This window comes from Caproicibacter sp. BJN0012 (assembly GCF_035986805.1).
Taxonomy (GTDB): domain Bacteria; phylum Bacillota; class Clostridia; order Oscillospirales; family Acutalibacteraceae; genus Caproicibacter.
This window is the reverse complement of the sequence record NZ_CP142518.1, coordinates 314,448-334,930: the sequence shown is the minus strand read 5'-3', so window position 1 is coordinate 334,930 and position 20,483 is coordinate 314,448. Positions and strand designations below refer to the sequence as shown.

Below are 20,483 nucleotides of genomic sequence, written 5' to 3'. Positions count from 1 at the left end.
CCGGAGGGGTGAAAGCCTCTTCCGGGTGTTTCCATAGGAGTGATTACGCATGAATACAGATTACAAATGTGTGACCACGGTGGACGGGATACGGAATTACATCGGCGGCAGCCGCATTGTCGCTTTCGACTTTGAGACTGCTCCCGATGATCCGTACCGCGAGGAGGAGAAAGCAGCGCTTGACCCGGCAAAAGCGCATATCACCGGCTGCTCCTTTTCCGTAAAGGCAGGCACGGGCATTTATGTTCCTGTCGCCCACCGTATTGGCACAAATATCGACAAGGACGCTTTTTTCACATTCCTGACAGCGTTCCTTTTGAATAAAACCATTACAAAGATTGCCCACAACATCGCCTTTGAATCCGGAATGGCGTATGTGAGGGGCATCACGATACAGGCTCCCGTGTACGACACAATCTGCGCATCGCAGATGAGCCTGAAAAGCCGATATGAGTTCCGCAAGCTGAGCGAGAGCGGTCTGAAGCGGCTGGCGGAGGAACTGTTCGGAGAGCCGCTCCCTTCTTTTTCAAGCGTCACGGACGGAAGGCACTTTGACGAACTGGACGCACAGGATGAGGAAACTGTCCGCTATGGCTCTGCAGACTCGGATTTTGCCCTTCGTCTTTATTACAAATTCAACGAGTGGTTCGACCGCTATCTGCCAAAGCACCGATACATCGTGGAAGAAATTGAAAGCCCTACCGCGGTGTATCTCGGCATTATGAAATGCAACGGCATCCCGGTCAACCTCTCTCTCATGCAGGAGCGCAAAACTGAAGCGGAAGCCGAAATGGAGCGTATCCGTAGGGAAATCGAATTTATTATCGGCGATGTGAACATCGGCGCGAACTGCTCTACGCAAGCGTTCAAAAATTATCTGTATAAAGATTTGGGGCTGCCTATCTTAAAAACCACGGAGACCAACCGGGAAGCGGCGGACGATATGACCATGACGCTCCTTAAAGAATGGTGCGATGAAAACCGGCCGGAACTGTCCGGGCTGTTCACTCTGGTGCAGGAATACCGCAAGTGGGGCAAAATCAAATCCACCTATATTGACGGGTACCTAAAATACGTAAATCACGTGACGGGCTGCATCCATCCGGAACTGTTCGCACTGTCCACGGATACAGGCAGGATGAACTGCCGGAATCCCAACGCGCAGAATATGCCGCGTAAAACCAACGATCCCATTGGTGTCCGAAACTTCATCAAGGCGCCGGAGGGCTGTCTTATTCTCTCGCTCGATTTCTCGCAGATAGAGCTTCGGGTTGGCGCATTTTACTGTCGCGATGAAATGATGATGGAAACCTACCGCAAAAACGGCGATATCCATGCCGCCACGACCAGCGTTATTTTCGGTGTAAGTTATGAAGAAGCTCAGGACAAGCACTCGGAGAACTACAAGGAACACAGGACGATTGCCAAAAACGTGAATTTCGGCACATTCTACGGGCTGTTCCCACGAGGGCTGCAAAAGACGCTGAAATTTAAGGCGGGGGTTGAAAAACAGCTTAGTGAATGTGAGGACATTCTCTTTAACTTGAAACACGGATACAAAGGTTTGACCGCATGGCAGGAGGAAACGAAAGCGGATGCCGCAAGGCGACTGTATTCCGAAACCTGGCTTGGCAGGCGCAGGTACCTTCCCGGTATTGCTTCGGACAACTGGGGACAGAAGTCCTTTGCAGAACGGTGCTCACTGAACACACCTATCCAGGGAACGGCGGCGGATATTCTGAAAATTGCTATCACAAGGATACTTGCCGGGCTGCCGGAGCGGAGATGGCTTAAGCCCATCCTTCAGATACACGATGAGCTGACTTTCATTATCCCAGAGGACAAGCTGTCGGAAGCGGTAGGTTTCGTCCGCGCTTGTATGGAAGAAAAGCCCTTCCCGGAATTTGATCTTCCGCTGGTCGCGGAGGCTTCCGCGGGACCGACCTTTGGAAGGATGGAAGAACGGGAGGAGTTATGATGTATAAAAACAGCGAAGGCTATGCCGATCCGACCGCGGGAGCAGCAATCAGCCGGATTATGAAGGAATATCGGGAGCAACAAAAACAGCGTTATGCCGACAAGAACCGCCGGAAAATCTATGTGGCTTCCAGATACGCCGGCGACGTGGAAGCAAATGTTGCGGCGGCGATACGGTACTGCCGTCGTGTGATTGATGAGGGACATATGCCGATTGCGAGCCATCTTCTGTATCCACAAATACTGAACGACGACAGTCCAAACGAACGCGAACTGGGACTGCTGTTTGGCCTGGCGCTACTCAGCTTGTGCGATGAAGTATGGGTATTCGGCGCGGTTTCACCGGGTGTCGCCCGGGAGATTGAAGAGGCGGAGCAGCTGAAAAAAAGGCTGCGATATTTTAAGGAGGCGGACGTATGAACGCGACGGCGACCGATGTTCTCGGCAGTTTGTTTAATCCCTCGGATACCGTCTGCTTCCGCGTCTTTGACGATAAGAAGGACGGTGTGTTCAAAGGGGCAAAGCTGTCGTGCGAATGCGGGAAATACAAGAGCATAGAAGAAACGCTCAAAAACCACAACGCTATGAACCGAGGCATCTTTTTTGTGGTTAACTACGGTGGGCATGACGATGAGTCGATTACGCGGATCAACGCGCAGTTTGTAGAGATGGACAGGGACAGCTTTGGCGATCAGCAGAAAAAGATTGATGCATTCCCTCTCCCGCCGTCCATGATTATCAAAACGCAGAAATCCTTCCACGCATACTGGTTTATGGATTCCACCGCCAAGGTTGGACGTTTCCGTATGATACAGACACAGCTTGTAAAGCATTTTGACGGAGATCCCATGTGCGTCAACGAGTCAAGGGTGATGCGGCTGCCCGGATTTATGCACTGCAAAAAGGATACTCCCGTAGAGGTAACCTGCGTCAGCTTCCATCCAGAACGCAAATACACGCAGGATCAGCTGTCGGATATCCTGCCGGAAGTGGACTTTACGCCCGTAGAACGCAAGAGCGGTACGGAAAAGGGCATCGAGCAGGTCATGCGCTCATGCGTTTTCCTTCAGCACTGCCGTGATGACGCGGCATCCCTGTCGGAACACGACTGGTATGCCATGATAACGAACCTCGCCCCCTTCGATGGCGGCACGAAGATGATACACGACCTTTCGGCTCCCTATCCCGGGTACACAGAAAACAACACGCAGAAAAAAATCAATCATTTCCTGGAAAGCGGCACAAGTCCCATCACCTGCAAGACCATTTGCGAGAAGGGCTTCCAGTGTCCAAAGTTCGCGGCCGGCGAATGCCCGGTGAAGTCCCCGGCGGCGTGGTGCTATCAGCCGATGGTTGCGGACCTCCTGCTGGACATCCTGCAGGGACTCCCTGTTACAGGGGAAGCAATCAAGGACCTGCAGGCAGCGAAGCAATTCATATCGGAATATCTGTATAACCAGGACGCAGTGACAGCGGATGTGATCATCAATTCTGAGATCCGTGATCATTTTAAGCTGAAAACGACGTTTTTAAAGTCGCTGAACACCGTATTCAAGGATGTCAGCAAGGCGTACCAAGCAAGCAAAAGCGCAAAAAGAGCCAGAGCGGGTGCGGCGGTACCGGATTGGTACGAGCCAAACGAGAAGGGCCTGCGTTTTCTGCCGGGCGTGCTTGCTAAAAGCCTGGCGGAGGAACAACAGGTGTTCTATGCCGCGGAGCAGCATTTTCATTATCGCGGCGGCGTTTATCTGGAAATGTCCGAAATGGAGGCGCAGCGGCTCGTGCAGGAAAGAATGCTGGTGCGGGAAACAAAAATGTCGCAGATCGTTGACGCGGAAAAACAGTGGCGGCTCCTGATTCAGCGGGATATTCGTGAACTGAATGCCAATCCGTACATCATCAACGTCCGCAACGGCTTATACAACGTCCTGGAAGATACGCTGACGGAACACACACCGGATTATTACTCTACGGTGCAGCTGAATGTGACCTACGATAAAAAGGCGGACTGCCCTCGGTTCAAAAAGTTTCTTGCGGAGTCGATGGGCGGCGACATGGAGCAGGTCGGCCTGATACAGGAGATGCTGGGCTATTTCCTGATCCCCGTCAACTCGGCACAGAAGTGCTTTGTTATCGTGGGGGCTGCGTCAGCAGGCAAGTCCGTGCTGCTCCGTGTGCTGAACGATGTGCTGCTCGGCAAGCAGAACGTGTCCAATGTGTCATGGCAGGCGCTGAACGAACGCTTTAAGACGGCGGAGCTTTTCGGCAAGCTGGCGAACATCTTCGCCGATCTGCCCACAAAGAACATCGACGATAACGGCATTTTCAAGGCGCTTGTGGGCGAGGACTATCTGACGGTGGAAAAAAAGAACAAGAATCCGTTCTCATTCCAGTCGAGCGCAAGGCTTCTATTCTCCTGCAACAGCATTCCCAAAAATTACGGCGACCGTTCCGAGGGCTTCTACCGCAGGCTCATTATCATACGGTTCAATCACACCGTACCGAAGGAAAAACGCGACCCGGAACTGTTGGAGAAATTCCGCATGGAGGCGGACGGCATTTTCCTGTTCGCGTTGGAAGGTCTGCGCAGGCTGATGAACCATCATTATCTGTTCTCTGAAACGCAGGTCAATGCAAACGAGCTGCAGCAGTACCGGGAAGAGTCGGATTCCGTGTTATCCTTCCTGAAAGAATACTGCGAATTGGATGCCGCGTATTCAGTCGGCTCTACGGAACTGTTCAATGCATACAAGGGATACTGTGAGGAATGCGGCTTAAAGCCGTACTCACAGAAGAACTTCGTGCAGCAGATCACAGCGGCGTACCCGAATGTGACGCGGGACATTGACCGCATGGCGAAAAGGCGCATTCTGGTGGGGATAAGGCTCGGAGAAGTGCTTGGATAAAGGATTCCGGCGGTGCCTGCCACAAGCATCGCCGGAACACGAGAACACATTGGAACACCAAAATCCTATCTCTCTATATATAATACACAAATTTATATACCCCTTGTTTTTCATTATAAAAAATACAGTAAAATGGGATTTCTCGTGTTCCATGTGTTCCAAGTGTTGAAAACACGGAGGTTTTAGGAACAGATGATAGAAGCGGAAATCGTAAAGGCAATCATGAAGTACCTTAAGACCGTGCCTGGGTGCTTCTGCTGGAAAGAGCACGGTGGTATGTACGGGACGGCGGGCATTCCCGATATCATTGCCTGCATTAACGGACGGTTCTTCGGCTTCGAGGTCAAGACCGACAGCGGCAGGCCTACGAAGCTTCAGGAAGCGACCATCCGAAAAATCCTCGCGGCCGGCGGCACTGTGCTGGTGGTGCGTTCGGTGGACGAGGTGCGAACCGCGGTAAACGGTTCTCTGCGCTGATACGAAGATACATCGCTCCGATGCAACGATGCCAATTTCCAATATCAGGAGGTATCGCATATGAGCGACATTACAAATTATGAGAACCTTGCGAACGCCATCATTCTGCAGGCGGTCAAGGATTATCGGATGGCTTTGAAATGTCTCAAAGCAAATCCGAGAAACAAATCCGCGCTGGCGGACAAGGGAGAAATAGAAAGATTTTTTCGTTCGAGTTGGTTTTCGGTACTTACGAGTGTAGACGGCGGGATGCTGATCCGCTCCTTGAACAGGGAGGCGGACGCATGACAGCCAAAGAATATCTGAACCAGGCGCGGCACCTGGACGCACTCATCAACTGCCGCCTGCGTGAGATTGACTACTGGAGGGAACTATCGAGCGGCATCTCAGGCAGTAATTTTGAACCGCACTACAATCCAAACAAGCCGACAGAGGCATCTTTCGTCCGATGTCTTGAGAAAATCGATGCAATCCAAAGGGATGTAGCGGAAAAGGTGGCGTATCTGGTTTGTCTCAAGGAAACCATCAACACGGCAATCGACAGGCTCACCAGCCGTGAGGAGCAGCTGGTACTCCGTTACCGCTACCTGGACAACTGCTCTTGGGAGGAGATATCACGGATGCTGAACGTGTCGCTTCGCACGGTGCACCGCATACACGGAGCGGCTTTGCAGAATTTTTCTGTCCCGGATTGAAAGTTGGCACGGTTTGGCACAGTATGGCACACCCCTCCTGTGGTATCATTACAATAGCGAAGAATATAGAGCGGCCTTCATGGGAGCGATCCTGTGAGGGCTTTTCTTATGTCCCAAGGAGGTGAAGCGATGCCAAGAAAACCAAAGCGCCCCTGCTCCTACCCCGGCTGCCCCAACCTCACGGACGGACAGTACTGCGAGGAGCATCAGCGGCTTGCCGCACAGCAGTACAACAAATACACACGCAGTCCCGACAGCAACAGGAAATACGGCAGAGCCTGGAAACGAATCCGCGACCGCTATGCCGCGGCGCATCCGCTGTGCGAGCGGTGTCTGAAGGAAGGCCGGCTGACACCCGTGGAAGAGGTGCATCACATCGTTCCCGTCTCCCAAGGCGGTGACCACAGAGAAAGCAACCTCATGAGCCTTTGCCAGTCCTGCCACACCAAGATTCATCTTGAAATGGGCGACAGACAGATTTGCGGCTGACCGGCGGGGGTATCAAAATCTCTAAACCTGCTTCAAGCGGACAGCGGCGCGGGGCTTCGTGTGCGAAAATTCCGGTTCAAACAGGGGATTAACCCCCTGCCCGGCTTAACGCTGCCAGCAAAGGAGGTGCGGGTTGTGGCAAAAGACGGAACCTACCGAGGCGGCAGACGTGTCCGGGCCGGCGACAAGCCGGCACCTGCCGCGGAGAAAATCAACAGCGGACACAAAGCAAGAATCATGAACAACGATGTCCCGGAGCTTGATTACGACGAGCTTGAAGCGGTCGACCTGCCGGAAGGCGCGGTGCTCGAAGGCGCGGATATGCCAAAGCCCGATGAATACCTGTCGGCAAAGCAGAAAAACGGCCAGCCGCTCGGTGCGGACATCATCTACAAGGAAACCTGGCTGTGGCTGAAGGAACGCCGCTGTGAGAACCTTGTAAACAAACGGCTCATCGAATCTTACGCGCAGGCGTTTGCCCGGTATATCCAGTGTGAGGACGCAATCAGCACTTTCGGTCTTTTGGGAAAGCATCCGACGACCGGCGGCGTGGTGACATCTCCGTTTGTGCAGATGTCGCAGCAGTATCAGAAAACAGCAAATCTCATCTGGTACGAAATTTTTGACGTGGTGAAACAGAACTGCACGGAAGATTTTGAGGGAAATCCGAATGACACGATGGAGCGCCTGCTCCGCGCCCGGAAAGGAATATAGATGAACACACAAAGATTAGAACAGGTGCCCATTGATAAGCTGGTGCCCTATGCCCGGAACGCCCGGACGCATAGTAAAGAACAGATCGCGCAACTGAGAGCATCACTCAGGGAGTTCGGCTTTGTGAGCCCTGCGGTCATTGACGCGGATTACAACATCCTCGTCGGCCACGGTCGCGTTACTGCTGCCCGCGAGGAAGGCTATGAAACCGTTCCCTGCGTATTCGCCGAGAACCTTACGGACGCGCAAAAGCGGGCGTATATCCTTGCCGACAACCAGCTGGCGCTGAATGCCGGATGGGATGAGGAAATGCTGTCGGTCGAATTATCCGACCTGCAGGATAGCGCATTCGACCTCTCGCTTCTCGGCTTTGATGAAAAGGAGCTTGAGAAATTACTGGGCGGCGCAACCGATAAAGACATCGAGGATGACGACTTCGACCTGAGTGCCGCTTTGGAAAAGGCATCCTTTGCAGCGCCGGGCGACATCTGGACAGTCGGACGGCACAGGCTGATGTGCGGCGACGCCACCTCCGCCGATGATGTGGCAAAACTCATGGACGGAAAGCGTGCAAACCTCATCCTGACCGATCCGCCCTACGGCGTTTCCTTCAAGGCATCGGACGGCTTGACCATCCAGAACGACAGTCTGAAGGGCGAAGATTTTTACAATTTTCTGCTCTCGGCTTTCAAAAACATGGCGGACCATCTTGAAAAGGGCGGCGCGGCCTATTGCTTTCATGCGGACACCGAGGGGCTGAATTTCAGAAAGGCATTCATTGATGCCGGGTTTCATTTGGCAGGCGTCTGCATCTGGGTGAAGAATTCCCTGGTGCTGGGACGCTCGGATTATCAGTGGCAGCACGAGCCTGTGCTTTACGGCTTTCTGCAAAACGGCAGGCACCCGTGGTACGCAGACCGCAGGCAGACCACCATCTGGAATTATGACAAGCCAAAGCGGAACAAGGATCACCCGACGTCAAAGCCGCTTGACCTGCTCGGCTGCCCGATTCAAAACTCCACGCAGGAAAATGCCGTCGTCATCGACACATTCGGCGGTTCCGGCTCCACGCTGATGGCTTGCGAGCAGCTGAACCGCACCTGCATGATGATGGAGCTTGATCCGAAATACGCATCCGTCATTCTCCGCCGGTATGTGGAAAACACGTCCGACACGGAAAATGTGTATGTAGTCCGAAACGGCAAAAAGCTGATGTATGCAGACCTTGTCAAGGAGGTGGAACTGCCGGATGAAACCTAACCTGACGCTCGGCAGTCTCTTTGACGGTTCGGGCGGGTTTCCTTTGGGCGGCTTGATTTCCGGCATTACCCCTGTGTGGGCTTCGGAAATTGAGCCGTTTCCTATTCGGGTAACCACCAAAAGGATGCCATTCATGAGACACTGCGGCGATGTGTCCGCTATTAACGGCTCAGAACTTCCTCCCGTGGACATCATCACCTTTGGCTCGCCCTGTCAGGACATGAGCATTGCGGGCAAGCGTGAAGGTCTGGACGGCAACCGCTCCGGGCTTTTCTATGAAGCCGTCCGAATCGTAAAAGAAATGAGGTGTGCAACCGATGGAAAATATCCCCGATACATCGTCTGGGAGAATGTCCCCGGCGCTTTCAGTTCAAACAAGGGCGCGGACTTCCAGTCCGTCCTCGAAGAAATCTGTTCGGTCAAGGGATACAAAATTGATACTCCTCGACCTGAGAAGTGGCCGACCGCCGGAGAGATCATGGCGGACGATTTCAGTCTCGCATGGCGGGTATTTGATGCGCAGTACTGGGGAGTGCCCCAGCGCAGAAAACGCATCTATCTTGTCGCAGATTTTGCAGGCGGATGTGCCGGAAAAATACTATTTGAGTCCGAAGGCGTGTCTGGGTATACTCCGCAGGGCTTCCGCTCGTGGCAAGGAACTACCGGAGATTTTGAAGGCGGCGCTGGAGCGGCAGGCACAATCTGCTTAAACGACCAGGGGTGCGGGTGTCCGGTGGACACCTCTGCGGAGCAGAAGCACCGACCGAACCGACAGGTGAGACCCGGAGAACGCTTGGACATAACGGAGAATGTTACCTGTACGCTTCGGGCGGAGGCGCATCACCCGCCTTGCGTGATGGGTTCTGCGGGATTTTGCACGGAACACTCGGCAAACGCGCGGAGCATCGGCTATGAAGAGGAAACATCCCCTACGCTCCGTGCCGGAACCGTTCCAGCGGCGGTTTATGAGAACCACAGCCAGGACACGAGATACACAGGGCCGCTGGACATTGCGCCTGCCGTAAATGCTACCTACGGTACGGGTGGGAACAACCAGCCCTTTGTGGTGGAGGATGTTCCGAATGCGGCCTTTGTGCCGTTTGTGAAAGGCACCCGTCCGCATTCTCCCGATGAGGGTCAGCAGTGGAAAAATTCCGATACGGCGAACACGCTGAACACACACGATGTCGGAGAATCACGATGCAACGAACTGGCAGTCAAGGTTTACGGCATCTGCTCCAAGCAGAGTCACTCCATGCTGTCGGATAATCCTCACAGCGGTTTTTATGAAGCGGAAACTTCACGGACTCTGGATTCCGGCGGCGGCAATCCTGCCTGCAATCAAGGCGGCATGGCGGTGGTGTCGGTGCAGGGTTCCATGATTGGAAGATCTGACAAAAACGGTCCCCAGGGCAGCGGTGTGAATGAAGATGTGTCTTTTACGCTGGACGCCGCCGACCGTCACGCTGTGGCATACTGCATGACCACCGGCTCCTATGCTCAGGCATTAAAGGAGCAATCCCCAACACTGATGGCGCGGGATTTTAAGGATCCGCCTGTTGTCAACGAAACAGAGCCTTGTTACATCGTCCGCAGGCTGACACCGACCGAGTGCGCAAGACTGCAGGGATTCCCGGACTGGTGGTGCAGTGACCTTGGCACGGAAAATCCTACGGATGAAGATATGGAGTTCTGGAGAGGTGTATGGAAAACCTACGCCGATATCAACGGTTGTAAAATGAAATCGGACAACCAGATTATCAAATGGCTGAAAAATCCGCACTCCGATTCCGCTGAATACAAGATGTGGGGCAATGGCGTGGCGCTTCCCAACGTGGTGTTTGTGCTTTCAGGCATTGTGTATTACGCACAGATTGAGGGCGAATGATCCGGCGGTTCTTTTACAGAGAGATGTGCGAAAAACGCTTGCTATTCCGTGCTTTTAGAGTGATATATGTTACTACCAAATAGAAAGGTGGTAACGTTCATGCAAAACGAAAGTTTTGAAAAAGCAGTGGAAAGTTTCATGGCACAGCGGATTGCCGACTGCGGAATGCGCGGCAGTGACAGCCTGCAGGAAGCTTATCAGCAGTTTGAGCAGGCGGTGCGCACACTCAAATCCATGCTCACCCCCGAACAAGCAAAAACGTTTGTGAAATTGGAGGATGCGTATTCACTGGTTGACGGTGAAACGACAAACTGCTATTACCGTGCCGGATTTTCCGACGCGGTGCAATTTTTACTTGGATGGAGGGATGGAAAATGGAAATAAGCTTCAACGTAACCGGCGCGGAGCGAAAAGCACTGGTCACGGCAATCGGAGAAATTTTAGAAATGAAGCCGAAATACTGTGGAATGCCGAGCGCGGCCTATCGTATCGGCGCTTTTAATGTTGACAAAAGCGGAACGGTTTCCTTTGATGAGCGGCAATGCGGCGCTGATGTTGAAGCTCTCCTCCACTCCCTTGCGTACAAGGGCTTTACTGCCGAAAGGCTGCCCGACACTGCCGCAGAAACAGAGGACGGGAACATATCCGAAAGAGCGGACGAAGCCGCAGGAAATGCGCCGCAGGGCGAAACGTCGGGGCTTACAGTGACGGTTCCGAGAGATACCCTTTCGGATACGGCCATTGAGAACCTAAAAAGAATTGTGGCTTCCAAATCCGCTTTGCTGAAAAAGGCGCTCGGAACAGACAGCCTTCGGATTGAAGTATCCGATGAGCAGGTGTCCTTCCCCTGGTTCGCACAGACGGATGGGGATTCTGTAAAGGCATATACCCACCTTGTTGCGGCGCTTTGCGAAATGGCAAGGCACGCCAAGCGTGTGACTGCCACAGAAAAAGAGGTCACCAACGAGAAGTACGCATTCCGCTGTTTTCTCCTCCGGCTGGGATTCATCGGAACGGAATACAAATCAGAACGAAAAATCCTGCTGAAAAACCTCACGGGTTCCTCAGCGTTTAAAAATGGAGGTGCTGACCATGCGCTTTCCGAGTAAAGAAATTGTCGACCGTGTGCGCAAAGAATATCCCGCAGGCACCCGCGTGGAACTTATTAAAATGGACGATGTGCAGGCCCCGCCCGCCGGCACAAAAGGCACGGTTATGGGCGTGGATGACACCGGTTCTCTCCTCATGCGATGGGACAACGGCAGCGGTCTGAACGTGGTCTACGGCGAGGATGTCGTAAAGAAGCTCAATACCGTCACGACTATCTGCTGCAGGGAGAAAAAGGTATGGGATTCCCGCAAGGAAGCCGCCGATTTTTTCCTTGAGGCTGTCGCAGGCTCGGAAGGTGCGGAATGCGAACGCTATACCACCATCTACACCAAGCTGGTATCGGGACTGGAGGTGTGCAGCGATGACGCAGACGATTAAGGAGCAGATACTCGAAATCCGCGACACGGGGCTTACAAATATGTTCGATGTGAACATGGTGCAGAGACTTGCCTATGAGCGTGATTTTTACGAACTGGTTACATGGCTAGAGGAACACCGGAAGGAATATGTCCGTTTCATTCTGACTGGCGGGGAGGAGTAATATACACAATTTCCGCAGCGGATATCCGGCACATATATTTCTCGGAAATGACTTGCTATTCCGGGCGTTCAGAGTGATATATGTACATGCCGAAAGGCACACAACACTTTTTCAGGGAGGAACCCATGATGGATTACAGGCAGATGATTCGAGAACAGCTTGGCGAAGGCTGGCGCTTTATCAAAGCATACAACGCCTTTGAAAGCGGTGAGATGCGCATCATTGCGGCGGACGAAACCGGACGGGAGCACCGCTACATTCTGGTCGACGGGAAGCTGACCGAGAAACCGTAAGGAGGACGCGGCCATGTGGAGCGAAGGCATTCTCACAGGCCCGGCAACGGGCAATAGGTACAAATACTGGGTAAAGCACTACGAAGAGCCGAGCGAGGCGTTCGGCATCGACGGCGGCAAAATAAGCAAACTCACCATCCGCAAGCTGAACAACAGCCACGACGTCGTGAACTACGACAGGGGCTGGGACGTGCATTGTCCTGACGACTACGAGATCAAGGCGGTATACGCCGCCATCCTTGAAAAGTACAACTAACCACGAAAACAGCCGAGGACACCCCATACGGGGCTGTCTCTCGTTTCAAAATATTTTTCAAAAAGGTATTGACATTGACGTTACGTCATAGTTTACAATAAGATTCAAGGAGGAAACGTCAATGGAATACACCATCAACCAGCTTGCAAAACTGGCAGGCGTCAGCACCCGGACGCTTCGCTATTATGACCAGTGCGGCCTGCTCCCGCCCAAGGCCGTGCGCTCCAACGGGTACCGGATTTACGGGGAAACGGAAGTAAACCGGCTCCAGCAGATTTTATTCTACCGGGAACTGGGCGTAGAACTCTCGGAAATCGAGCGCATTTTGGCGGAGAAGGACTTTGACGGACTGTCCGCTCTGCAGAACCATCTCGCCGCTCTGCGGGAGAAACGCACCCGGCTGGACCGACTGATCGGCAATGTACAGAAAAGCATTTCGGCAATGAAAGGAGAAACGGAAATGACAGATGAGGAAAAATTCGAGGGCTTCAAGGAAAAGCTGATTTTGGACAACGAGCAAAAATACGGCGGGGAAATCCGGGAAAAATACGGGGACGAAGCCGTCGGCCGTTCGAACGCCAAACTCAAGAACATGACGAAAGAGCAGTACGGCGAACTGGAAACCCTGACGCAGGAACTGAACAACACCCTGCAGGCGGCCTTCGAGCAGGGCGACCCCGGCGGCGAACTGGCACAGAAAGCCTGCGCGCTCCACAAAAAGTGGCTTAGTTTTTACTGGGACCATTACAGCAAAGAAGCGCACATGGGCGTTGCGCAGATGTATGTAGACGACCCGCGGTTCACCGCGTATTATGACGCCATCGCGCCCGGATGCGCCGTGTTTTTAAGGGATGCGGTACAGATTTTCTGCGCGTAGCATCAACAAAATCGTTCAGCCAAAAGGTGACGGACAAAACAGTCCGCCGCCTTTTTTGTGCGCATTTTTACGGAAAGGAGGCGGTGCGCCGTGCGAAAGCTGAAAAAATACAAGCCTACCAGATTCATGGCAAAAACCTCGCGCTACGATGAAAAAGCCGCGGATTATGCCGTCCTGTTCATTGAATCCCTCTGCCACACAAAAGGCACATGGGCGGGAAAGCCATTTGAACTCATTGACTGGCAGGAGCAGATTGTAAGGGACATCTTCGGCATTTTGAAAAAGAACGGCTACCGGCAGTTCAACACGGCATACATCGAGATACCGAAGAAACAGGGCAAATCGGAACTGGCGGCTGCGGTTGCACTGCTCCTCACCTGCGGGGACGGCGAGGAGCGCGCCGAGGTGTACGGCTGTGCCTCCGACCGAAATCAGGCGAAAATCGTATTTGATGTTGCCGTGGATATGGTTCGTTTTTGTCCGGCGCTTGCCAAGCGCGTGAAGATACTGGAATCGCAGAAGAAACTGGTGTATAAGCCAACCAACAGCTTCTACCAGGTGCTTTCGGCGGATGTGGCGAACAAGCACGGTTTCAACACCCACGGCGTGATATTCGATGAACTGCACACTCAGCCCAACAGAAAGCTGTTTGACGTCATGCTGCAGGGCTCCGGCGACGCAAGGATGCAGCCGCTGTATTTTCTGATTACGACGGCGGGCAATGATACAAATTCCATCTGCTATGAGGTGCATCAGAAAGCCCTGGACATCCAGGCGGGGCGCAAGGTAGACCCCACCTTCTATTCCGTGATTTACGGAGCGGCGGAGGATGAGGACTGGACGGATCCGGAAGTCTGGAAGAAAGCCAACCCCTCCCTCGGCATCACGGTCGGAATCGACAAGGTGAAAGCCGCCTGCGATTCCGCAAAGCAGAATCCCGGCGAGGAAAACGCGTTCCGACAGCTAAGGCTCAATCAGTGGGTGAAACAGTCGGTGCGCTGGATGCCGATGGACAAGTGGGATGCCTGCGCGTTCCCAGTCGATGAGGAAAGTCTTGAAGGGCGCGTCTGCTACGGCGGGCTTGACCTCTCCAGTACAACGGATATTACGGCTTTCGTTCTGGTATTCCCACCGCAGGATGAAGCGGACAAATACAGCGTTCTCCCATATTTCTGGATCCCGGAGGAAACGGTCGCTCTGCGTGTCCGCCGGGACCACGTTCCCTATGACTTATGGGAGCGGCAGGGACTGATCATGACGACGGAGGGCAATGTGGTGCATTACGGCTACATTGAGAACTTTATTGAGCGGCTCGGAGAGCGCTTCAATATCCGGGAGATTGCCTTTGACCGCTGGGGCGCTGTGCAGATGGTGCAGAACCTTGAGGGCATGGGCTTTACGGTTATTCCGTTCGGGCAGGGCTTCAAGGATATGTCCCCGCCCACCAAGGAACTGATGAAGTTGGTGCTGGAAGAAAAAATCGCCCACGGCGGTAACCCTGTTCTTAGATGGAACATGGATAACATCTTCATCCGCACCGACCCCGCCGGCAACATCAAGGCGGATAAGGAAAAATCAACCGAGAAGATTGACGGTGCGGTCGCCACGATTATGGCGCTGGATCGTGCCATCCGCTGCGGCAATGATACGGGCGAGAGCGTATACGACACCAGAGGACTTCTGGTGTTTTAGGAAGGAGCATGATTTTTATGGGAATCTTCAGCGGCTTATTCCGCTCAAGGGATAAGCCGGAAAACAGAACCCCGGGCAGCAGCTATGCCTTTTATCTCGGCGGTTCTTCCTCCGGCAAGCTGGTGACCGAGCGCTCCGCCATGCAGATGACGGCGGTGTATGCCTGCGTGCGCATCCTGTCGGAGGCGATTGCGGGGCTTCCCCTCCACCTCTATCGTTACAAGGAGGACGGCGGCAAGGAAAAAGCCATCGGCCATCCGTTATACCTTCTGCTCCATGACGAGCCGAATCCGGAGATGAGTTCATTCGTATTCCGTGAAACGCTGATGACTCATCTTTTGTTATGGGGAAACGCCTATGCCCAGGTTATCCGCAACGGCAAAGGACAGGTCATTGCCCTGTATCCGCTGATGCCGAATAAAATGACGGTCAACCGGGACACGAACGGACAGCTGTATTACCAGTACCAGCGGTCCTCCGATGAGGCGCAGACCATGAAAGGCAGTACGGTGATTCTTCAGCCTTCCGATGTGCTGCATATCCCCGGGCTTGGCTTTGACGGGCTGGTGGGCTATTCGCCCATCGCGATGGCAAAGAACGCCATCGGGCTTGCGATTGCCACAGAGGAATACGGCAGCAAGTTCTTCGCCAACGGCGCGGCGCCGAGCGGTGTCCTGGAGCATCCCGGCACCATCAAAGACCCCAGCAAGGTGCGTGAAAGCTGGCAGCAGACCTTCGGCGGCTCGGCAAACAGCAACAAGATCGCCGTGCTGGAGGAAGGCATGAAATACACGCCCATCTCCATTTCACCGGAGCAGGCGCAGTTTCTGGAAACACGCAAGTTCCAGATCAACGAGATTGCACGTATTTTCCGTGTGCCGCCGCATATGGTGGGCGACCTGGAAAAGTCCAGCTTCTCCAACATTGAACAGCAGAGTCTGGAGTTTGTGAAGTATACGCTGGACCCGTGGGTGATTCGCTGGGAGCAGTCCATTCAGCGGCGACTCCTGACTCCCGATGAAAAGAAAGCCTATTTCGTGAAATTCAATGTGGAGGGCCTGCTCCGCGGCGACTATGCCAGCCGCATGAACGGCTACGCGACGGCAAGGCAGAACGGCTGGATGTCGGCAAACGATATCCGGGAACTGGAGAACCTCGACCGCATCCCCGCAGAACAAGGCGGCGATTTATACCTCATCAACGGCGCCATGACCAAGCTTGCCGATGCCGGCGCTTTCGCCAATACAACTTCAGCAGAAACGGAGGAAACCTCAGATGGACAAAACAAAGCGAAGTCCCGCCCGGGCACGCGATAAAACGCATTTCTGGGACTGGGACAATGACGAAAACACCGGTATCCGCACCCTATATCTTGACGGCACCATTGCGGACGAAAGCTGGTTCGATGACGATATCACGCCGGCAATGTTCAAGGAAGAGCTTTTTGCGGGAAGCGGGCCCATCACCATCTGGATCAATTCGCCCGGCGGAGACTGCATTGCCGCCAGCCAGATTTACACCATGCTCATGGATTATCCGCACGAGGTCACGGTCAAAATCGACGGCATCGCGGCAAGCGCGGCATCGGTGATTGCCATGGCGGGAACGCAGGTGCTGATGGCGCCCACCGCCCTGATGATGATCCACAACCCGGCGACGATGGCATTCGGCGACCATGCCGACATGGCAAAGGCAATTGATATGCTCTCCGAAGTCAAGGAAAGTATCATCAACGCCTATGAAATCAAGACGGGGCTTTCCCACGCACAGCTTTCTCACATGATGGACGATACCACCTGGATGAACGCCAAAAAGGCCATTGAACTCGGCTTTGCGGACGATATCCTGACGGATGAAAAGCGCGGATCCACAGCGGACACCGAGGGATATGCGTTCTCCGCCTCAGCGGTGGAACGCACCCTCATGAATAAGCTTTCCGGCAAAGCGTTCTGCAGGCCGGAAAAACAACCCAAAGGGCGCCCGGTCGAGGAACTGAAGGCGTCCCTTTACAAAAAACTGCTGTAAAGCAAGGAGGATTTTTATCATGACGATTACCGAAATGAGAAACAAAAGAGCCAAGCTGTGGAATACGATGGAGGGTTTCCTCGATACCCACAGGAACGAAATGGGCGTGCTTTCCGCGGAGGATGACGCTGCCTATACCAAGATGGAGCATGACCTGGACAGCCTCACCAACGAAATCAAGCGCATGGAGCGCCGGGACGCCATCGAAGCGGAACTGAACAAGCCTGTGAACAGCCCTATTACTGAAGCACCCGAACGCACCGCGTCCCTCAAGCCGGAGAAAGCCGGCAGAGCCTCCGACGCCTACAAAGAGGACTTTGACCGCCACCTGCGCGGCAAAATCCAGCTGCACAACGTCCTGTCCGAGGGTGTGGACGCGGACGGCGGCTATCTGGTGCCGGAGGAATTTGAAGCCCAGATTGTCACCGCCCTTACAGCAGAGAACGTAATCCGCTCCCTCGCCAAGGTCATCACCACACAGCACGAACGCAAGATTCCCATTGCCACAGGCCACTCCACCGCGCAGTGGACGGCGGAGAACGCCGCCTACACCGAGAGCAATCCGACCTTCGGGCAGAAACAGATTGACGCCTTCAAGCTGACCGACCTCTGCCGCGTCAGCGTGGAGCTTCTGCAGGATTCCGCATTTGATATTGAAGAATACCTCATGAATGAATTTGCCAGAGCCTTCGGCATCGCCGAGGAAGAAGCCTTCTGCGTGGGCACCGGAACGAACCAGCCCACAGGGATCTTTACCGAAAACGGCGGTGCAGTCGGTGTGACTGCGGCGGCGCAGAACGCCATCACGGCGGACGAGTTGATCAGCCTCGTGTATGCGCTGAAATCCCCGTACCGCAGAAACGCCAATTTCCTCATGAACGACGCGACCATTTCCGCCATCCGCAAGCTGAAGGACAGCAACGGCGTGTATCTGTGGCAGCCCTCCCTGCAGGCGGATGAACCTGACAAGCTGCTCGGCTACGATTTATACACCTCTCCTTACGCGCCGGCAATTGCGGCAGGCGCCTATACCGTGGCGTTCGGCGATTTCAAGAACTATTGGATCGGCGACCGCGCAGGCCGTACCGTTCAGCGTCTGAACGAACTGTATGCCACCAACGGTCAGATCGGCTATGTGGCTACGGAGCGCGTGGACGGCAAGGTGATTCTGACGGAAGGCATACAGCTTCTGCAAATGAAGGCAGGCTCATAATCAAGGAAGGAGGCGGCGGGAATGGACACCCTGCTTGAAAAAGTCAAAGCCAATCTGATTCTCTCGCATACACAAGACGACGAACTTCTGCAGATGTACATCACCGCCGCCGTCCGTTATGCCGAAAGCTATCAGCATATCCCGGAGGGGTTCTACACGGAAAACACGATGCCGGCAACCACCGAGCAGGCGGTCATCATGCTGGCAAGCCATTTTTATGAAAGCCGTGACGGCTCCACCGGCGGCTTTTTTGCCGATTCCGTGCAGGCGGGCCGGCAGGTGTGGGATACGGTCAATCTGCTTTTGCGGCTTGACCGGGATTGGAAAATTTAAAACATCGCAGATAAGGAGTGTTTGAATTGTCTTTTGGAAAAATGAACAGCTTTATCGACCTCATCTCCAACGCGCCTGTCAAGGACGCGGACGGCTTTGTTATCAACGGTGACCATATAGTTGCTTCCGTCCGTGCCTACAAAGAGGACCGCAACGGCTCGGAGCGCTGGGCAAACATGGCGGTCTTTTCCGAAGCGTCCGTGCTGTTCCGCTTCCGTAAAATCCCCGGCGTCGAGGTCAGTCCGGCTCTCTTTATCGTCTGCGAGGAGAAGCGCTACCACATTACCAGCGCGGAGGACGTGCGCGGGCGCGGGATGTATGTCGAATGCCTGTGCGAGCTGATGGAAGGGAGTATGAACTAATATGGGACGCTGTTCATTAAAGATGCCGGAGGATTTTCTTCTGAAAGTTTCCCAACTGAATGAAAAGACGGACGAAATCCTGCCCCGTGTGCTGGAAGCCGGCGGGCAGGTGGTGCTGGAGCGGGTAAAGTCCAACCTCTCCGCTGTCATCGGCAAAGGCACGAAAATTCCGAGCCGCTCCACCGGCGAACTGGAAAGCGCGCTGGGGCTTTCGCCCGCCAAACCAAAGCGGGACGGCTCCGGCTGGGACATCAAGGTCGGCTTTTCCGAGCCGCGCTCGGGCGGCGGCAGCAACGCCAAGATTGCCAATATTCTCGAGTACGGCAAACACGGTCAGCCGCCCAAGCCCTTTTTAAAGCCGGCCAAAACCCAGAGCCGCAAGGCCTGCATCGAAACGATGAAATCAAAGCTGGATGAGGAGGTACGGAAAATATGAGCGTGCTTTCGGAACTCAATACGATTCTTTCGCCCATTCTCCCGGTGGAAACGGGCGTTTTTTCCGGTATCCCGCCCGATGAATATCTGGTGCTGACGCCGCTGACGGATGATTTCTCCCTGTTCGGCGACAACACGCCGCTGATGGATGTGTCCGAGGTACGCATTTCGCTCTTTTCCAAGGGCAATTATCTTCTGCGAAAACGACAGATTACACAGGCGCTTTTGAACGCCGGCTTTACCATCACGGCACGCACCTATGTCGGGCATGAGGATGATACCGGTTATCACCACTATGCGATTGACATCGCGCAGTCTTATGAAACGGAGGAATAATACATGGCTACCATTGGAATGGATAAGCTCTATTACGCAAAAATCACCGAAGCCGAGGACGGTGAGGAAACCTATGATACCCCGGAAATTCTCGCAAAGGCCATCTCGGCGGAACTGTCCGTGGAGCTTGCCGAGGCGACTCTTTATGCCGATGACGGCGCGTCGGAGGTGGTCAAGGACTTCAAGTCCGGCAAGCTGACGCTGGGCGTGGACGATATCGGCATCACCGCGGCGCAGAATCTCACCGGCGCTTTGGCGGACGACAACGGCGTACTGATTTCAGCGGGCGAGAACATCGCTCCGCCGGTGGCGATCGGCTTCCGCGCCCTGCGTGCAAACGGCAAGTACCGGTACTTCTGGCTGTACCGCGTCATTTTCGGCATCCCGTCTACCAACCTGCAGACCAAAGGCGACTCCATCACCTTTCAAACGCCCAGCATTGAAGGCACGGTCATGCGCCGCAACAAGCCGGACGCCAAGGGAACGCACCCGTGGAAAGCGGAGGTTTCCGAGGGCGCTTCTGGTGTGACGACCGAAACCATTTCCGGTTGGTTCGGGCAGGTGTACGAACCCACCTATACCGAAGCGCCGGCAGGCGAATAAG

26 protein-coding genes are annotated in these 20,483 nt (G+C 54.2%); all 26 read left to right on the top strand.

Annotation, left to right across the window (positions count from 1 at the left end):
- Positions 1-49 precede the first annotated feature (49 nt).
- The 26 genes from VA597_RS01710 (at position 50) to VA597_RS01585 (ending at position 20,482) form a co-directional block, all read left to right on the top strand.
- On the top strand, positions 50-1,978 hold the full coding sequence (locus tag VA597_RS01710) for a bifunctional 3'-5' exonuclease/DNA polymerase (RefSeq protein ID WP_326974995.1): 1,929 nt from the start codon (positions 50-52) through the stop codon (positions 1,976-1,978).
- Complete coding sequence (locus VA597_RS01705) at positions 1,975-2,397, top strand: DUF7768 domain-containing protein (RefSeq protein ID WP_326974994.1); 423 nt, start codon at positions 1,975-1,977, stop codon at positions 2,395-2,397. Before VA597_RS01710 ends, VA597_RS01705 begins: the two co-directional genes overlap by 4 nt.
- Positions 2,394-4,883 carry a phage/plasmid primase, P4 family gene (locus VA597_RS01700; RefSeq protein ID WP_326974993.1) on the top strand — a complete coding sequence of 830 codons (2,490 nt, stop codon included), beginning with the start codon at positions 2,394-2,396 and terminating at the stop codon, positions 4,881-4,883. Before VA597_RS01705 ends, VA597_RS01700 begins: the two co-directional genes overlap by 4 nt.
- 192 nt (positions 4,884-5,075) lie before the next feature.
- Positions 5,076-5,360, top strand: coding sequence for a VRR-NUC domain-containing protein (locus VA597_RS01695; RefSeq protein ID WP_326974992.1), 285 nt, complete (start codon positions 5,076-5,078; stop codon positions 5,358-5,360).
- A gap of 60 nt (positions 5,361-5,420) precedes the next feature.
- Positions 5,421-5,648, top strand: coding sequence for a hypothetical protein (locus tag VA597_RS01690; RefSeq protein ID WP_326974991.1), 228 nt, complete (start codon positions 5,421-5,423; stop codon positions 5,646-5,648).
- Positions 5,645-6,055: a sigma factor-like helix-turn-helix DNA-binding protein gene (locus VA597_RS01685; protein ID WP_326974990.1), complete on the top strand. Its 411-nt coding sequence runs from the start codon at positions 5,645-5,647 to the stop codon at positions 6,053-6,055. The genes VA597_RS01690 and VA597_RS01685 overlap by 4 nt, the downstream gene beginning before the upstream one ends.
- Positions 6,056-6,184: 129 nt before the next feature.
- Complete coding sequence (locus VA597_RS01680) at positions 6,185-6,544, top strand: HNH endonuclease (RefSeq protein WP_326974989.1); 360 nt, start codon at positions 6,185-6,187, stop codon at positions 6,542-6,544.
- A gap of 135 nt (positions 6,545-6,679) precedes the next feature.
- Positions 6,680-7,258, top strand: a complete 579-nt coding sequence (locus tag VA597_RS01675; protein WP_326974988.1) for a P27 family phage terminase small subunit — start codon at positions 6,680-6,682, stop codon at positions 7,256-7,258.
- Positions 7,259-8,518 carry a site-specific DNA-methyltransferase gene (locus VA597_RS01670; protein ID WP_326974987.1) on the top strand — a complete coding sequence of 420 codons (1,260 nt, stop codon included), beginning with the start codon at positions 7,259-7,261 and terminating at the stop codon, positions 8,516-8,518.
- Entirely contained in the window at positions 8,508-10,406 is a 1,899-nt protein-coding gene (gene dcm / locus VA597_RS01665; protein WP_326974986.1) for a DNA cytosine methyltransferase, read from the top strand. The genes VA597_RS01670 and dcm overlap by 11 nt, the downstream gene beginning before the upstream one ends.
- 99 nt (positions 10,407-10,505) lie before the next feature.
- Entirely contained in the window at positions 10,506-10,790 is a 285-nt protein-coding gene (locus VA597_RS01660; RefSeq protein WP_326974985.1) for a hypothetical protein, read from the top strand.
- On the top strand, positions 10,781-11,515 hold the full coding sequence (locus VA597_RS01655; RefSeq protein ID WP_326974984.1) for a virulence protein: 735 nt from the start codon (positions 10,781-10,783) through the stop codon (positions 11,513-11,515). The genes VA597_RS01660 and VA597_RS01655 overlap by 10 nt, the downstream gene beginning before the upstream one ends.
- Positions 11,499-11,894 (top strand): DUF4314 domain-containing protein, encoded by a 396-nt coding sequence (locus VA597_RS17700; protein WP_442872784.1) that lies wholly within the window; start codon positions 11,499-11,501, stop codon positions 11,892-11,894. The genes VA597_RS01655 and VA597_RS17700 overlap by 17 nt, the downstream gene beginning before the upstream one ends.
- Positions 11,878-12,057: a DUF5049 domain-containing protein gene (locus tag VA597_RS01645; protein WP_326974983.1), complete on the top strand. Its 180-nt coding sequence runs from the start codon at positions 11,878-11,880 to the stop codon at positions 12,055-12,057. Before VA597_RS17700 ends, VA597_RS01645 begins: the two co-directional genes overlap by 17 nt.
- A 125-nt stretch (positions 12,058-12,182) precedes the next feature.
- Positions 12,183-12,350, top strand: coding sequence for a hypothetical protein (locus VA597_RS01640; RefSeq protein ID WP_326974982.1), 168 nt, complete (start codon positions 12,183-12,185; stop codon positions 12,348-12,350).
- A gap of 13 nt (positions 12,351-12,363) precedes the next feature.
- Positions 12,364-12,606, top strand: a complete 243-nt coding sequence (locus VA597_RS01635; protein ID WP_326974981.1) for a DUF7678 domain-containing protein — start codon at positions 12,364-12,366, stop codon at positions 12,604-12,606.
- A gap of 121 nt (positions 12,607-12,727) precedes the next feature.
- A complete protein-coding gene (locus VA597_RS01630) occupies positions 12,728-13,483 on the top strand; it encodes a MerR family transcriptional regulator (protein WP_326974980.1) in 756 nt (251 codons plus the stop codon).
- Between the two features lie 90 nt (positions 13,484-13,573).
- Positions 13,574-15,175 carry a terminase large subunit gene (locus VA597_RS01625; protein WP_326974979.1) on the top strand — a complete coding sequence of 534 codons (1,602 nt, stop codon included), beginning with the start codon at positions 13,574-13,576 and terminating at the stop codon, positions 15,173-15,175.
- Between the two features lie 17 nt (positions 15,176-15,192).
- Positions 15,193-16,491, top strand: coding sequence for a phage portal protein (locus VA597_RS01620; RefSeq protein WP_326974978.1), 1,299 nt, complete (start codon positions 15,193-15,195; stop codon positions 16,489-16,491).
- Complete coding sequence (locus tag VA597_RS01615) at positions 16,451-17,200, top strand: head maturation protease, ClpP-related (protein WP_326974977.1); 750 nt, start codon at positions 16,451-16,453, stop codon at positions 17,198-17,200. The genes VA597_RS01620 and VA597_RS01615 overlap by 41 nt, the downstream gene beginning before the upstream one ends.
- 16 nt (positions 17,201-17,216) lie before the next feature.
- Positions 17,217-18,413, top strand: a complete 1,197-nt coding sequence (locus tag VA597_RS01610; protein WP_442872795.1) for a phage major capsid protein — start codon at positions 17,217-17,219, stop codon at positions 18,411-18,413.
- Between the two features lie 21 nt (positions 18,414-18,434).
- A complete protein-coding gene (locus VA597_RS01605) occupies positions 18,435-18,746 on the top strand; it encodes a head-tail connector protein (RefSeq protein ID WP_326974975.1) in 312 nt (103 codons plus the stop codon).
- Positions 18,747-18,772: 26 nt separating this feature from the next.
- Positions 18,773-19,108, top strand: a complete 336-nt coding sequence (locus tag VA597_RS01600; RefSeq protein ID WP_326974974.1) for a head-tail adaptor protein — start codon at positions 18,773-18,775, stop codon at positions 19,106-19,108.
- A gap of 1 nt (position 19,109) precedes the next feature.
- On the top strand, positions 19,110-19,544 hold the full coding sequence (locus tag VA597_RS01595) for an HK97-gp10 family putative phage morphogenesis protein (protein ID WP_326974973.1): 435 nt from the start codon (positions 19,110-19,112) through the stop codon (positions 19,542-19,544).
- Positions 19,541-19,879 (top strand): hypothetical protein, encoded by a 339-nt coding sequence (locus VA597_RS01590; protein WP_326974972.1) that lies wholly within the window; start codon positions 19,541-19,543, stop codon positions 19,877-19,879. The genes VA597_RS01595 and VA597_RS01590 overlap by 4 nt, the downstream gene beginning before the upstream one ends.
- Positions 19,880-19,882: 3 nt before the next feature.
- Positions 19,883-20,482, top strand: coding sequence for a major tail protein (locus VA597_RS01585; protein WP_326974971.1), 600 nt, complete (start codon positions 19,883-19,885; stop codon positions 20,480-20,482).
- Position 20,483: the final 1 nt, after the last annotated feature.

Bases quoted from the DNA above. Each gene is read 5' to 3' on its own strand.
- VA597_RS01660 (WP_326974985.1), top strand. From the start codon at position 10,506: ATGCAAAACGAAAGTTTTGAAAAAGCAGTGGAAAGTTTCATGGCACAG.
- VA597_RS01605 (WP_326974975.1), top strand. From the start codon at position 18,435: ATGGACACCCTGCTTGAAAAAGTCAAAGCCAATCTGATTCTCTCGCAT.
- VA597_RS01655 (WP_326974984.1), top strand. From the start codon at position 10,781: ATGGAAATAAGCTTCAACGTAACCGGCGCGGAGCGAAAAGCACTGGTC.
- VA597_RS01585 (WP_326974971.1), top strand. From the start codon at position 19,883: ATGGCTACCATTGGAATGGATAAGCTCTATTACGCAAAAATCACCGAA.
- VA597_RS01680 (WP_326974989.1), top strand. From the start codon at position 6,185: ATGCCAAGAAAACCAAAGCGCCCCTGCTCCTACCCCGGCTGCCCCAAC.
- VA597_RS01685 (WP_326974990.1), top strand. From the start codon at position 5,645: ATGACAGCCAAAGAATATCTGAACCAGGCGCGGCACCTGGACGCACTC.
- VA597_RS01645 (WP_326974983.1), top strand. From the start codon at position 11,878: ATGACGCAGACGATTAAGGAGCAGATACTCGAAATCCGCGACACGGGG.
- VA597_RS01710 (WP_326974995.1), top strand. From the start codon at position 50: ATGAATACAGATTACAAATGTGTGACCACGGTGGACGGGATACGGAAT.
- VA597_RS01595 (WP_326974973.1), top strand. From the start codon at position 19,110: ATGGGACGCTGTTCATTAAAGATGCCGGAGGATTTTCTTCTGAAAGTT.
- VA597_RS01670 (WP_326974987.1), top strand. From the start codon at position 7,259: ATGAACACACAAAGATTAGAACAGGTGCCCATTGATAAGCTGGTGCCC.
- VA597_RS01705 (WP_326974994.1), top strand. From the start codon at position 1,975: ATGATGTATAAAAACAGCGAAGGCTATGCCGATCCGACCGCGGGAGCA.
- VA597_RS01615 (WP_326974977.1), top strand. From the start codon at position 16,451: ATGGACAAAACAAAGCGAAGTCCCGCCCGGGCACGCGATAAAACGCAT.
- VA597_RS01695 (WP_326974992.1), top strand. From the start codon at position 5,076: ATGATAGAAGCGGAAATCGTAAAGGCAATCATGAAGTACCTTAAGACC.
- VA597_RS01640 (WP_326974982.1), top strand. From the start codon at position 12,183: ATGATGGATTACAGGCAGATGATTCGAGAACAGCTTGGCGAAGGCTGG.
- VA597_RS17700 (WP_442872784.1), top strand. From the start codon at position 11,499: ATGCGCTTTCCGAGTAAAGAAATTGTCGACCGTGTGCGCAAAGAATAT.
- VA597_RS01590 (WP_326974972.1), top strand. From the start codon at position 19,541: ATGAGCGTGCTTTCGGAACTCAATACGATTCTTTCGCCCATTCTCCCG.
- VA597_RS01690 (WP_326974991.1), top strand. From the start codon at position 5,421: ATGAGCGACATTACAAATTATGAGAACCTTGCGAACGCCATCATTCTG.
- VA597_RS01635 (WP_326974981.1), top strand. From the start codon at position 12,364: ATGTGGAGCGAAGGCATTCTCACAGGCCCGGCAACGGGCAATAGGTAC.
- VA597_RS01630 (WP_326974980.1), top strand. From the start codon at position 12,728: ATGGAATACACCATCAACCAGCTTGCAAAACTGGCAGGCGTCAGCACC.
- VA597_RS01620 (WP_326974978.1), top strand. From the start codon at position 15,193: ATGGGAATCTTCAGCGGCTTATTCCGCTCAAGGGATAAGCCGGAAAAC.
- VA597_RS01700 (WP_326974993.1), top strand. From the start codon at position 2,394: ATGAACGCGACGGCGACCGATGTTCTCGGCAGTTTGTTTAATCCCTCG.
- dcm (WP_326974986.1), top strand. From the start codon at position 8,508: ATGAAACCTAACCTGACGCTCGGCAGTCTCTTTGACGGTTCGGGCGGG.